Origin of the sequence: Actinomadura soli, assembly GCF_005889715.1 — a bacterium.
GTDB lineage: Bacteria > Actinomycetota > Actinomycetes > Streptosporangiales > Streptosporangiaceae > Spirillospora > Spirillospora soli.
The window spans coordinates 1-13730 of record NZ_VCKW01000226.1; the positions used below are offsets into that span (position 1 = coordinate 1).

Below are 13730 nucleotides of genomic sequence, written 5' to 3' on the forward strand. Positions count from 1 at the left end.
GTCGGGGATGACGGGAAGGTCGGTCTTCGTCGGAGCGGCTGGGGTCGGGGCGACGTTGTCGAACGGGGCGACCTTCAGGTCCTTCATGTGCCGTTGTACGCAGCGGCGCCCGGAGGCGTTCGACGTCCGCGGTGAATACTTCGGGACCGTTCCGCAGGGAAGGTGAGGCGCGGTCAGTCGATGAATCCCTGCAGGTAGTCGTCCCGCAGGCGGCCGCGGCTGAGTTTGCCGGACGGGGTGCGCGGCAGCGAGGCGCGGAACTCCAGCCGGCGCGGATGCTTCGGGCTCGCCAGCCGCGGCTCGCAGTGCGCGAGGAGGACGGCGGCGAGGCCGGCCCCGGGGTGGGCGTCCGCGGCGGGCTCGACGAGCGCGACGGCGAACTGGCCCCAGTCGTCGTCGGGGACGCCGATGACGGCCGCGTCGGCGACCGCCGGATGCTGGAGCAGGACGTCCTCGATCTCGGCCGGGTAGATGTTCACGCCGCCGGAGACGATGACGTCGGTGCGGCGGTCGCTCACGTACAGCCAGCCGTCCTCGTCGACGTGGCCTAGGTCGCCGGCCGTGTAGAAGCCGTCGTGCATCGTGGCCGCGGTCTCGGCGGGGTCGCCGTGGTACTCGAACCCCGGATGCCCGCTCGCGTAGATCAGGCCCGTCTCCCCGGCGGGCAGCTCACCGCCCCCCGCGTCGAGGATCTTGATCTGGACGCCGTCGACCGGGCGGCCGACGGTCCCGGGGCGGGCGAGCCACTCGTCCGGTTCCGCGAGGACGACGGGGCCGCTCTCCGTCGACCCGTAGTACTCGTAGAGGACGGGCCCCCACCAGTCCAGCATCCGGCGCTTGGTCTCCACGGGGACGGGCGCGGCGCTGTGGTACACCCGACGCAGCGACGACACGTCGTACCGGGCCTTGACGTCGTCCGGCAGGGCGAGCATGCGGTGGAGCATCGTCGGCACCATGAACGCGTCGGTGACGCCGTGCCGCTGGATCAGTTCCAGGGTGTGCTCGGGCCGGAACCGCGACGCGACCACGACGGCGTGCCCGAGGTGCAGCGCCATCAGCGCGTGGACGCAGGGCGCCGCGTGGTAGAGCGGGCCGACGGCGAGATGGACCCTGTCGCCGGGCTCCAGGCCCAGGTGCCGCGCCATCGTCCGCCGCAGGACGCCGGCCGCCGTCTCCGGCGTGATGTCCAGCAGCGGCCGCCGGACTCCCTTCGGGCGTCCCGTCGTCCCGGACGTGTACAGCATGATCGAGCCCGTCCGCCGCTTGCCCGGCGGCTCGGCGCTGCCCGACGCGCACAGGGCGGCCATCGAGCGGTAGCCGGCCGCGGGGCCCGCGCTCACGCGCCCGCCGGCGGGGATGCCCGCCTCGTCCGCGGCGCCCGACACCGCGTCGGCGAACGCGCTTTCCGTCACGACGGCCACGGCGCCGCAATCGGCGAGAATGTGCCCGATTTCAGGCCTGGTCAAGTGGCTGCTCACGGGGACGAGATAGAGCCCCGACTGCAGCGCGGCGAGCATGACCGTCAGGAACTCGGGCCGGTTGCCGAGCACGGTCGCCAGCACGTCCCCGGGACGCAGCCCGATACCGTTCAGCGCGTTCGAGAGGCGATTCACTTCGGCGTGTAATCCGCCGTACGAAACCGGCACGCCGGGGGCCGGCACGGCGGGACGGTCCGGGTCTTTCTGAGCGATCTCGTAGAAGCCGACGGCCTCGACGTCCATGGGGCACTCCTTGGTTCGGTCAGAGCGGGTGACCTTCACGTCCATCTGACCTATGCCATGGCGATCAAGTCAAGATTGTGGACAGTCCACAAAGTCCTCCTCATGTGAATCGGCCCGTCCGGGTCAGCGGTTTTCCTGACCGTTCACGTCCCGGCAAATACCATGGCAGTCAGATTCGGGGGGAACGGACGAGTCGGACCGACGTGCCGATGGGGCCTGCATGAATGAAACCGGCAGCGGCGGCACGCCGCCGGGCCGCCTGGGCGACGACGAGAATTCCAGTGCCGTTAACAGCCCTTCCACCGAGGCTTCGACCGGCCCGCCGACCGGCGACGGCACCAGGGCCGATCCGCGGCCGCCCGCAGTGATCCTCGGCATCTGCTCCGGCGTCATCGTCACCGTCGTGATGAAGCACGTCTACGCGGTCGCCTGGCTCAGCACGCTCGTCACCGCCGCCGTCGCGGTCGCCGTCATCGTCCTGGGCCTCTGGCTCGTCCCCCGCCGGCAGGTCAAGGACGCCCTGAAACCCGTCGTCACCAAGGTGTCGGCGAGGGTGGTGACGGCGGTCGCCTGGGGCGCGGCCGGGGCAGCGGTGATGGCGCTCGTCCTGCTCGCCGCCGCCGGCGTCCACGGGCTGCGCGAGCGCGCCGGGTCGTGCGCGCAGCCGCTCGACCTGCGGGTGCTGACGACGCCCGAGGCGCTCACCCCGCTGCGCGCCGCCGCGGCCGAGTTCGCGGACCACAGCGAGGACCGGGGCTGCCGGAAGTACGGCGTCACCGTCGTCCCGGAGGCGGGGCCGGTCCCGCTGTACGACGGGTTCAGGCTGCTGTGGCGGCGCAGCGCACCCGCGGACGAACGGCACGCCGAGGGCGAGCAACTGTTCGGGCCGCAGCCCGACATCTGGATCCCGTCGTCGACGGCGGAGTACGACTTCATCCCCAAGGCGCCGGGCCAGGTCGCCCCATCGATTCAGGCCGGCGGCCGGACAGCGCCCTCCGGCACCGGCTCCGCCGCCGGCGCCTCCGCCCCGAACGGCGCGGGCGATCCGAAGTTCCGGCCGCGCGGCTCGCTCGGGACGTCACCGCTCGTGCTGGCGCTGTTCACCAAGGCGCACGAGTCCGTCGCCGACCCGATCGCGGCGCCGCTCGCGACGAAGACGTCCGACCTGCTGAGCCGCTTCGAGGACGTGGACGTGCGGCTGCGCGCCATCGCCCGTCCCGTTCCCGAGACGTCGTCGGCGGCGCTCGCCGTGACGCCCGCGCTGTACGACGCGCTGCCGGGCGACGACTCGAAGGACGAGCGTTTCACCGGCCCCGCCGGCCTCGTCGCCCCGGACGCGGTGTCGCTGCTGTGCCAGTTCCGCGAGCGCGCCGCCGCGCAAGACTCCGACCCCCCGGACGACATCGCGGTCGCCGTCCCCGAGCAGGTGCTGCACGACTACGACATGGGACGCCCGCTCGGCGACCGGTGCGGGGCCGTCGACCCCGGCGCGGCCCCGTACGCGAAATGGCGCCTGCACCCGTACTACGCGACGGACCTGCCGACGCTCGACTACCCGTTCGTCCAGGTGCGGTGGCGCGGCCAGGACACCGAGGAGCGGGACGCGGCGGTCACCGAGTTCCGCCGCTGGCTGGACCGCCACCCGCTCATCCGGCAGGGCTTCCGGGACGGGCGCGGCACCGTCCCGCCCGCGCCGGAGGGCGACACCCGGCATTTCTATCTGTCGCGGCTCCAGAGGACCGTGGGTGACCGCGTCATCTCGCCCAACGTCGCGTTGACGTCCGCGAAGGGCGTGCAGGAGACGCTCGACCGCATCGGCGCGGCGCGTCCGAGGATCTCGGTGTCGCTGATGCTGGACGTGTCGGCGTCGATGGGCGGCGCGGCCCAGGCGCGCGAGGGCGTCCGCCTCGCCCGCGGCACGGCGTTCCTGCGGAGCCTGGTGTCGCAGTTGCAGAGCAACGACCGCGTCGGCCTTCAGGTGTCGTCGCAGAAGGCTCCATCGGACGGCGCCGGGACGTTCGGGAACGTCCCCCAGGACACCGCGTCCCCCGACCACAAGAACGCGATCACGAGCCGGCTGCAGGCGGTCGCGTCCGGCGGCGGCGACCAGCCGCTCAGCGACGCGATCGCGGCGGCCGACCTCGGCACGGGCCGTCCGAACCTCATCCTCGTCACCGACGGGCAGAGCACCCGGACGAATCCGCAGCTCTCCTCACGCGTGCGGTGGCTGGCGGGAGAGTTCCGCGGCAGGCATCCCGACCTGCGGCTGACCGTCGTGCTGACGGGCCCGGCGACGTGCCGGTCCGCGCCCGTGAAGCAGATCGTGGCGGCGCTCCGCCCGGCGGACGGGCCGGGCTGCGTGGCGCTCACCGGCGCGTCCGAGGTGGAGCAGGCCGCCGAACTCCTGTCCGGCCTGAGATGACCTGTCCGACTGAAATGAGCGGGGAGCGACGATGAGGTTCCTGCCGGGCGACCGGACGGCCTGGATCAGCGCCGCGTCCGGCGCCGTGCTGGTGCTGGCCGCGGGCCTCACCGTGTTCTTGTGGCCGGACGACTCCTACCCCGCGATGAAGGCCGACTGCCACCGTGAGGAGCTCTTCGTCGCCGGTGGCACGGACGTCAGCCTGAAGAACCAGCGCCGCGCCCTCATCCGGCAGTGGAACGGGGGCCGCTACCCGGACGGCCGCCCCCACCCGCACGCCACGCTCGTCGAGGTGTCCGACTCCACCGACCTGCAGCGCAGCCAGCTCAAGGCGGTGCAGGAGTCGGGGAGCTGCGCCTACGACGTCCTCATCATGGACAACACGTGGACGGCCCAGTTCGCCGAGGGCGGCTTCCTGCGTCCGCTCGACGGCATCGGCGACCTCCGCGACTTCTTCCCCGCCGCACTGCGGACGGGCGAACGCGACGGGAAGCAGTACGCCGTCCCGTTCAACGTGGACGTCGGGCTCCTCTACGTCCACGAGGGCGAGACCCCGCCCACCGGGTGGCCCGGGCTGCTGAACTCCGACATCGCGCTGCAGCTCGCCGACTACGACGGCCTGACCGTGAACGCGCTGGAGGCGGTGTGGAACGACGGCGGGCAGGGCCTGCTCACCGGCGACGACCGTCCGAGCGTGGAGGAGTTGCGCACCAGGGTGTATCCGGCGCTCGTCCGCCTCACCTCGCGGGCGCGGGGGCCGCTGGGCCCGTCGCGGCGGTACGAGGAGCTGGGGAGCATCGAGGCGTTCGCGTCGGGGACCCGGCTGATGCGCAACTGGCCGTACGCGTTCTCCTCGCTCGCGACCGAGCCGCGGATGCGGACGCCGGACGGCGGGCGCCTGCGGTTCGGGGTGACCGCGCTGCCGGGCCGCACCGTCCTCGGCGGGCAGAACCTCGCCGTGTCGGAGCAGTCCCCCAACCCGGACGCCGCCGCCGATCTCGTGGAGTTCCTCAGCGGGACCGGCAGCCAGCGGCTCCTGTTCTCGTGCGGCGGGTTCGCGCCCGGACGGTACTCCGCGCTCGGCCTCACTCCCGAGCGGCACTCCCCCGCGGACGTGAACGTGCGGGCGTGCTCGTCGCTGACCGGCGAACGGCCCGGCCCCGGCGAGACGGAGCTGCCCGACCGGGCGCAGCTCACCCAGCTCGGACGCGCCGTGGTCACCGCCCTGGAACGGGCCGAGCCGCGTCCGGTGACGCCGCACTACGGCACGTTCAGCGGCACGTTCCGCGGCTGCGTCCAGAAGATCTTCGACCGGGGCGGGACGGACCCCGAGTCCTTCGCCCGCGCCGTGAACCGCTCCCTCGACGGCGAGGCCGCCTCCTGCTAGCGCGGGTGTCAGGTCGCGCTTTGGAGGGCGGCGCGGGCCATGGTGTGCAGGAGGGCCGACATCGCGGCGCGGTCGAGCCCGGCGGCGCTGCGCGGGGTCGAGTTGAGGAGGCCGAAGGCGGCGTGGACGGCGGCGCGCGTCCGGTCGTCCGGCAGGCCCGGGTTCAGGCGGCGCAGGACGGCGACCCATTCCTCCACGTAGGCGCGCTGGAGCCGGCGGACGCGGTGCCGCTGCGCCGCGGGCACGGTGTCCAGCTCCCGCTCGTGGACGGTGATCAGCGCCGGGTTGTCCAGGGCGAACGCGATGTGCCAGCGGAGCAGCGCGTCCAGGGCGTGTCCCGGGTCGGGGTCGGCGGCGCGGCGGGCGCCCTCGGCGAGCAGCCGCTCGCTGATGTCGAGGAGCATCTCCGCGAGCACGGCCTCCTTGCCGCTGAAATGCCGGTAGAGGGCGGGGCCGGTGAGGCCGACGGCACGTCCGAGGTCGCCGATGGACACCCCGTGGTAGCCGCGGCGCGCGAACAGCTCCGCCGCGGCGGCGAGGATCTCGGCCCGGCGCGGGTTCGGCGGCGGCCCGGCCGGTTCCGCGGCCGGTTCCCCGGCCGGGTGGGACGTCATGCGGCCCAGTCTAGTCTAGAGTTGTTAACACGCATTAACATCGACGTTGTTAACGATCGTTAACCGGAAGGGGACGATCATGAGCGGACCCGGGATCGGCTCCCGCGCGGACGTGGCGGCCGAGGCGTTCAAGGCGAACGCCGCGCACAACGAGGCCCTGTCCGCGGAGCTGCGCGAGCGCGTCGACCGGGCCGGGCGCGGCGGCCCCGAGCGGGCCCGCGAGCGGCATGTGGCGCGCGGCAAGCTGCTCCCCCGCGACCGGGTCGACACGCTCCTCGACCCGGGCTCGGCGTTCCTGGAGCTGTCCCCGCTGGCCGCGACCGGCATGTACGACGACGAGGCCCCCGGCGCGGGGATCATCACCGGGGTCGGGCGCGTCTCCGGCCGCGAATGCGTGATCGTCGCCAACGACGCCACCGTCAAGGGCGGCACCTACTACCCGATCACGGTGAAGAAGCACCTGCGGGCGCAGGAGGTGGCGCTGCACAACCGCCTCCCCTGCGTCTACCTGGTCGACTCCGGCGGCGCGTTCCTGCCCCGGCAGGACGACGTGTTCCCCGACCGCGAGCACTTCGGCCGCATCTTCTACAACCAGGCCACCATGTCCGGGCTCGGCATTCCGCAGATCGCGGCGGTGCTGGGGTCGTGCACGGCGGGCGGCGCGTACGTCCCGGCGATGAGCGACGAGGCCGTCATCGTCCGCGGCCAGGGGACGATCTTCCTCGGCGGCCCGCCGCTGGTGAAGGCCGCGACCGGCGAGGTCGTGACGGCGGAGGAGCTGGGCGGCGGCGAGCTGCACTCCCGCACGTCCGGCGTCACCGACCACCTCGCCGACGACGACGCGGACGCGCTGCGGATCGTCCGCGACATCGTGTCCACGCTGGGGCCGCGCGAGCCGCGCCCGTGGGACGTCGCGGCGCCGGAGGAGCCCGCCGCCGACCCGGCGGAGCTGTACGGGGTCGTCCCGCCCGACCCGCGCACCCCCTACGACGTGCGGGAGGTCATCGCCCGCGTCGTGGACGGCAGCCGATTCCAGGAGTTCAAGAAGGAGTACGGCGCCACGCTCGTCACCGGCTTCGCCCGCATCCACGGGCATCCGGTCGGGATCGTCGCCAACAACGGGATCCTGTTCAGCGAATCGGCGCAGAAGGGCGCGCATTTCATCGAATTGTGCGACCGGCGCAGCGTCCCGCTCGTGTTCCTGCAGAACATCACCGGATTCATGGTCGGCCGCGAATACGAGGCGGGCGGCATCGCCAAGCACGGCGCGAAAATGGTCACCGCGGTCGCGTGCGCGCGCGTCCCGAAGTTCACCGTCGTCATCGGCGGGTCGTTCGGGGCGGGCAACTACGCGATGTGCGGCCGGGCGTACTCGCCGCGCTTCCTGTGGATGTGGCCGAACGCCCGCATCTCCGTCATGGGCGGCGAGCAGGCGGCGAGCGTCCTCGCGACCGTCCGCCGCGACCAGCTGGAGGCGCGCGGCGAGGAGTGGCCCGCCGCGGACGAGGAGGCGTTCAAGTCGCCGATCCGCGAGCAGTATGAGGCACAGGGCAACCCGTACTACTCGACGGCGCGGCTCTGGGACGACGGGGTGATCGACCCGGCCGACACCCGGCGCGTGCTGGGCCTCGGGCTGTCGGTCGCCGCGAACGCACCGCTGGAGCCGGTCGGCTACGGCGTCTTCCGGATGTGAGGGTGTGATGTTCGACAGCGTCCTGGTCGCCAACCGGGGGGAGATCGCCGTCCGCGTGTTCCGCACGCTGCGGCGGCTGGGCATCCGTTCGGTGGCCGTCTGCACCGACGCCGACGCGCGGGCCCGGCATGTGCGGGAGGCGGACGAGGCGCTCCGCGTCCCGTCCTACCTCGACATCGAGGCCGTGATCGCGGCGGCGCGGGCGTCCGGGGCGGAGGCCGTCCATCCCGGGTACGGGTTCCTCGCCGAGAACACCGCGTTCGCGCGGGCGTGCGGCGAGGCGGGGCTGGTGTTCATCGGCCCGCCCGCCGAGGCGATCGAGGCGATGGGCGACAAGATCCGCGCGAAGCGGACCGTCGCGGCGGCGGGCGTGCCGGTCGTCCCTGGACGGGACGAGCCCGGCCTCTCCGACGCCGAGCTGAAGGCGGCGGCCCTGGAGGTCGGGCTGCCGGTGCTGATCAAGCCGTCCGCCGGGGGCGGCGGCAAGGGCATGCGGCTCGTCCGGGACGCCGCCGACCTGCCGGACGCCATCGCGTCCGCCCGCCGCGAGGCGCGCGGCTCGTTCGGCGACGACACGCTGCTGGCCGAGCGGTTCGTCGAGAACCCCCGGCACATCGAGATCCAGATCTTCGCTGACGCCCACGGAAGCGCCGTCCATCTGGGCGAGCGCGAATGCAGCCTGCAACGACGCCACCAGAAGATCATTGAGGAGGCGCCGTCGCCGCTGCTGGACGGCGCCGCCCGCGAGCGGATGGGCGCCGCCGCCGTGGCCGCCGCGCGGGCCGTCGGCTACGAGGGCGCCGGGACGGTCGAGTACATCGTGTCCGCCGACCGCCCCGACGAGTTCTTCTTCATGGAGATGAACACCCGCCTTCAGGTCGAGCACCCCGTGACCGAACTCGTCACCGGCCTCGACCTGGTCGAGCTCCAGCTCCGCGTGGCCGCCGGGGAGAGGCTGCCGTTCACCCAGGACGACGTCACGCTCGACGGCCACGCGATCGAGGCCCGCGTCTACGCCGAAGACCCCGCGCGCGGATTCCTCCCGACCGGCGGGCGCGTCCTCGCCCTGACCGAGCCTGAGCACGCCCGCGTCGACTCCGGACTCGACGTCGGGACGGAGGTCGGCGGCGCGTACGACCCCATGCTCGCCAAGGTGATCGTCCACGGCTCCGACCGGCGCGAGGCGCTGCACCGCCTGGACCGCGCTCTCGCCGGCTACACGCTGCTGGGCATCCCGACGAACGTCGCGTTCCTGCGGCGCCTCCTCGCGCATCCGGACGTCGTGTCGGGCGCTCTCGACACGGGCCTGGTCGAGCGTTCGCTCGACACGCTGACCGCGGACGCGTCCGTCCCGCCCGACGTGCTGGCCGCCGCCGCGCTGGAGCGGATGCTCGCCCTGGAGTCCGCAGGGGACGACCCGTGGGACGTCCCGGACGGCTGGCGTCCCGGTGCGCACGCCTGGACGCCGTGGATCATCACCCCGTCCGGCGGCGCGCCGGTGGAGGTCCGCGTCCAGGGGCGGGCCGCGTCCGCCCGCGTCGCGATCTGCGATGAGCCACCGGTCGCGGCATCGCTGACCAGGCCGTTCACCCTCACCTACGCTGGAAGGACGACCTCGTTCGAGGCCGCCCGCGACGGCCGCACGCTCTGGCTCGGACGCGGCGGGCACGCCTGGGCGCTGAGCGAGCACGTCCGCGCCGAGGGCGGCGTGGACGCCGCGGCGGCGGGCGACGGGGTGCTGCGCAGCCCGATGCCGGGGACGGTCCTCGCCGTCAAGGCGGCCGAGGGCGACCGGGTCGCCGCAGGGCAGCCGCTCGTGGTCGTCGAGGCGATGAAGATGGAGCACACCGTCACCGCGCCGCTCGCCGGGGTCGTGGCGAAACTGCCGGTCCGTGTCGGCGCGCAGGTCGCGCTCGACGCGGTCCTGGCCGTGATCGAGGAGGCCGGATGACCGGAGCGGAGCGAGGATCATCGGGCCGACCACCCGGGGATCTGGGGGTCGTCCCCCAGAAAGGAAGGGCATGACGATGCGGGTTCCTCTCTCCGGCCTTCCCGGCGAGGTCACGATCTACGAGGTCGGGCCGCGGGACGGGCTGCAGAACGAGAAGGCGGTCGTCCCCGTGGACGTCAAGTCCGAGTTCGTGACCCGGCTGGCGGACGCGGGCCTGCGCACGATCGAGACGACCAGCTTCGTCCACCCGAAATGGGTCCCGCAGCTCGCCGACGCCGAGGAGCTGCTGGACGTCCTCCCCCGCTCCCCCGAGCTGCGCTATCCCGTCCTGGTCCCGAACGAGCGGGGCCTCGACCGGGCGCTCGCCAACGGCGTCACCGAGGTCGCGATCTTCGGCAGCGCCACCGAGACGTTCTCCCAGCGCAACCTGAACCGGAGCGTGGACGAGTCGCTCGCGATGTTCGCCCCGGTCGTCGGGCGCGCCCGCGCGGAGGGGCTGTGGGTGCGGGCCTACGTGTCGATGGTGTGCGGCGACCCGTGGGAGGGGGACGTGCCGATCGAGCAGGTCGTGTCCGTCGCGTCCCGGATGATGGACCTCGGCTGCTCGCAGCTCAGCCTCGGCGACACCATCGGCGTCGGGACGCCCGGCCAGGTCACCGCGCTGATCGAGGCGCTCGGCGCGGCGGGGATCGGCACCGACCGGCTCGCCGTCCACTTCCACGACACCTACGGGCAGGCCCTCGCCAACACGCTCGCCGCGCTCCAGGCCGGGGTCACGGTCGTGGACGCGTCCGCCGGCGGTCTCGGCGGCTGCCCGTTCGCGGGGAGCGCCACCGGCAACCTCCCCACCGAGGACCTCGTCTGGATGCTGCACGGGCTCGGCATCGAGACGGGCGTCGACCTCGACAAGCTCGTCGCGACCAGCCGCTGGCTGGCGAGCCATCTCGGCCGTCCCAGCCCGTCGCGCGTCGTCCAGGCCCTCTCACCCGCAACGGAGACATGATGATCGACTTCACGCTCACCGAGGAGCAGGACGAGCTGCGGCGCACGGTCGAGCGGTTCGCCCGCGAGACGGTCGCGCCGGTGATCGGGGACCTGTACGAGCGCGGCGAGTTCCCGTACGAGATCGTCGCCGCGATGGGGAAGATGGGCCTGTTCGGGCTGCCGTTCCCGGAGGAGCACGGCGGGATGGGCGGCGACTACTTCGCCCTCTGCCTGGCCCTGGAGGAGCTGGCCCGCGTCGACTCGTCCGTCGCGATCACGCTGGAGGCCGGGGTGTCGCTGGGCGCGATGCCGATCTACCGGTTCGGGTCGGCGGAGCAGAAGGAGCACTGGCTGCCGCGGCTCACCTCCGGCGAGCGGCTGGCCGGGTTCGGCCTCACCGAGCCGGGCGGCGGCTCCGACGTGCCCGGCGGGATGCGCACCACCGCCCGGCTGGACGGCGACTCGTGGGTGATCAACGGGTCGAAGGCGTTCATCACCAACTCCGGCACCGACATCACCGCGTTCGTGACCGTCACCGCGTTCACCGGCGACCGGGAGATCTCCACGATCATCGTTCCGAACGGGACGCCCGGGTTCACGGTCGGGCGCAAGTACTCGAAGGTCGGCTGGTCGGCGTCCGACACCCGCGAGCTGTGGTTCGACGACGTGCGCGTCCCGGCCGGGAACCTCGTCGGGGAGCGCGGCCGCGGCTACGCGCAGTTCCTCCGCATCCTGGACGAGGGCCGCATCGCGATCGCCGCGCTGTCGGTCGGTCTCGCCCAGGGCTGCGTGGACGAATGCCTCCGCTACGTGCGGGAACGCGAGGCGTTCGGCAAGGAGATCGGCCGCTACCAGGCCGTCCAGTTCAAGATCGCCGACATGGAGCTGCGCGCCCATACCTCCCGGCTGGCGTACTACGCCGCCGCCGCGAAGATGCTGGCGGGCGAGGAGTTCAAGAAGGAGGCCGCGATCGCCAAGCTGGTCGCCTCGAACGCCGCGATGGACAATGCCCGCGACGCCACGCAGATCTTCGGCGGCTACGGCTTCATGAACGAGTACGCGGTCGGCCGCTTCTACCGGGACGCCAAGATCCTGGAGGTGGGCGAGGGGACGTCCGAGGTCCAGCGCATGTTGATCGCCCGCGCGCTCGGCCTCCCGCCGTCCTGACCCGCGTTAGCCCCGCCAGTGGGATTGCCTTTACTGCAACGTGCCGTCAACCCCCACAAAACGTGATCCAAAGGGTGAGCGGCCTCATTAGTATGTGGGGCGTGCCACCGCACCGACCCGATGGGGGCTTCCCGTGCCGGACACAGCGGACAGTGAACCGCGCTCGGCTGACTTGCGGACCGACGTGGCCCATTCCGCGCGGGTCTACGACTACCTGCTGGGCGGCAAGGACAACTACTCCGCCGACCGGGAGGCCGCGGAGGAGATCGTCAAGATCGCGCCGTACATGCGCACGTCGATGCGGGCCAGCCGCAACTTCATGGTGCGGGTGGCGCGCCACCTGGCCGCCGACCACGGTGTCCGGCAGTTCCTCGACATAGGGACCGGCCTGCCCACCTCGCCCAACCTGCACGAGGTCGTCCAGGACGTCGATCCGACGGCCAGGATCGTGTACGTCGACAACGACCCGATCGTGCTCGTGCACGCCCGCGCTCTGCTCACCAGCACCCCCGAGGGGCGCTCCCGCTACATCCAGGCCGACCTGGGCGAGCCGGACGCCATACTGACCGCGCCGGAGGTCCACGAGACGCTCAACCTTGACGAGCCCGTCGCGCTGTGCCTCCTCACCGTCATCCATTTCATCCCCGACGACGACCAGGCGCTGCGGATCGTCCGGCGGCTCCTGGAGCCGCTGCCGTCCGGCAGCTTCCTCGCCCTCTCCACGATCAACATCGAGAGCGCCGCCAAGCCGCTCAACGCCCTGAAGAAGCACAACGAGCACGGGATCCGCGCCAAGGGCCGCACCATGGCGCAGATCACGAGCTTCTTCGACGGCCTGGAACTGGTCGAGCCGGGCGTGACGGCCGTCCACCACTGGCGCCCGGACGACGAGGCCCGCAAGATCAACGATTCGCAGGTCTCCATCTACGGCGGCCTGGCCCGCAAGCCCTGACCCGCGCCCCGGCGGCCCTCCGGCCCGCCCTGCCGGTCCCGCCTGGCCGTGAACGCCGTGAGGTCGGACAGCTCGTGCCGGTCGACGTCCGTGAAGCGGCGGCGCAGCGCCTCCTCGATACGGTCGAGCTGGTCGTCCGGCAGCCTGAACTTCCGCGCGGCCCTCGGCGGTCGGCGGCCCCCATGCCAGGCGATCAGCACCCGCCCGCCGGGGCGCGTGACGCGGCGCAGCTCGTCCAGCCCGCTCTCCAGGCACGGCCAGAGCGCCACGCTGTTGACCGAGACGACGCAGTCGAACTCGGCGTCGCCGAACCCGGTGTCCTCGGCCGTCCCCACCCGGAGATCGGCGTCCGCCGCGCGCCTGGCGGCCATGCCGCGCATCTCCGGGGACGGGTCGACGCCGCAGACGCGTCCGGCGGGCGTCCTTTCGAGGCGGCGGATCAGGCCGCCCGGCCCGTACCCGATCTCCAGCACCCGCTCCCCCGGCCTGACGGCGAGCAGGCGGGCGACCTCGTCCTGCTTGTTCATCCGCAGCATGAGGCGGCCGGCGAGCCGTCCCCGCAGCCCGCTCGGCAGGACGAACGGCGAGCGGGTGGCCCGCTCCGAGGTCCACGGCCTGGTCTCCACCTCGATGGACGTTCCCTGACACGGCGCGCGGAATCCAGCCGGGGCGGCGGACCGGCGCGGTAGTGTCGGCGGATGCTGCTGCGCTCCTACGGGATCGCGAGGTCCCTGGTCATGTACTACGGCGTCCCGGGCAAGCACCCCCGCGCGACGCGCCTGTACGGCGAGTTCCTCAAGCCGGGCGATCTGGCGTTCGACATCGGCGCGCACGTGGGC

The 13730-nt window shown here is 72.8% G+C and carries 10 protein-coding genes; 7 read left to right on the forward strand and 3 right to left on the reverse strand.

Translation table 11 applies throughout. The features are described from left to right. Window positions 1–173: 173 nt before the first annotated feature. Window positions 174–1721, reverse strand: a complete 1548-nt coding sequence (locus ETD83_RS31830; RefSeq protein ID WP_138648911.1) for an AMP-binding protein — start codon at window positions 1719–1721, stop codon at window positions 174–176. 220 nt (window positions 1722–1941) lie between these two features. Between ETD83_RS31830 and ETD83_RS31835 the strand changes: the two genes are divergently transcribed. Together ETD83_RS31835 and ETD83_RS31840 are read left to right on the forward strand one after the other, a co-directional pair. Continuing rightward, window positions 1942–4143 carry a vWA domain-containing protein gene (locus tag ETD83_RS31835; RefSeq protein ID WP_138648912.1) on the forward strand — a complete coding sequence of 734 codons (2202 nt, stop codon included), beginning with the start codon at window positions 1942–1944 and terminating at the stop codon, window positions 4141–4143. A 31-nt stretch (window positions 4144–4174) separates the two neighbouring features. After that, complete coding sequence (locus tag ETD83_RS31840) at window positions 4175–5530, forward strand: extracellular solute-binding protein (RefSeq protein WP_138648913.1); 1356 nt, start codon at window positions 4175–4177, stop codon at window positions 5528–5530. Window positions 5531–5538: 8 nt separating this feature from the next. Here ETD83_RS31840 and ETD83_RS31845 read toward each other — a convergent pair whose 3' ends face one another. Next, entirely contained in the window at window positions 5539–6144 is a 606-nt protein-coding gene (locus tag ETD83_RS31845) for an SACE_7040 family transcriptional regulator (RefSeq protein WP_138648914.1), read from the reverse strand. Between the two features lie 79 nt (window positions 6145–6223). On the opposite strand from ETD83_RS31845, the gene ETD83_RS31850 reads away from it, so the two are divergent. From ETD83_RS31850 to ETD83_RS31870, 5 genes are all read left to right on the forward strand, one after another. Further along, complete coding sequence (locus tag ETD83_RS31850) at window positions 6224–7837, forward strand: carboxyl transferase domain-containing protein (RefSeq protein ID WP_138648915.1); 1614 nt, start codon at window positions 6224–6226, stop codon at window positions 7835–7837. 7 nt (window positions 7838–7844) lie between these two features. Next, entirely contained in the window at window positions 7845–9788 is a 1944-nt protein-coding gene (locus ETD83_RS31855; protein ID WP_138648916.1) for an ATP-binding protein, read from the forward strand. 76 nt (window positions 9789–9864) lie between these two features. Next, window positions 9865–10791 carry a hydroxymethylglutaryl-CoA lyase gene (locus tag ETD83_RS31860; RefSeq protein WP_138648917.1) on the forward strand — a complete coding sequence of 309 codons (927 nt, stop codon included), beginning with the start codon at window positions 9865–9867 and terminating at the stop codon, window positions 10789–10791. Then, window positions 10791–11939, forward strand: coding sequence for an acyl-CoA dehydrogenase family protein (locus tag ETD83_RS31865; RefSeq protein ID WP_138648920.1), 1149 nt, complete (start codon window positions 10791–10793; stop codon window positions 11937–11939). Before ETD83_RS31860 ends, ETD83_RS31865 begins: the two co-directional genes overlap by 1 nt. 184 nt (window positions 11940–12123) lie before the next feature. Beyond that, complete coding sequence (locus tag ETD83_RS31870) at window positions 12124–12891, forward strand: SAM-dependent methyltransferase (RefSeq protein WP_230421328.1); 768 nt, start codon at window positions 12124–12126, stop codon at window positions 12889–12891. On the opposite strand, the gene ETD83_RS31875 is transcribed toward ETD83_RS31870, so the two are convergent. After that, window positions 12864–13517: a class I SAM-dependent methyltransferase gene (locus ETD83_RS31875; RefSeq protein ID WP_138648919.1), complete on the reverse strand. Its 654-nt coding sequence runs from the start codon at window positions 13515–13517 to the stop codon at window positions 12864–12866. The genes ETD83_RS31870 and ETD83_RS31875 overlap by 28 nt on opposite strands. Between the last annotated feature and the right edge of the window lie 213 nt (window positions 13518–13730).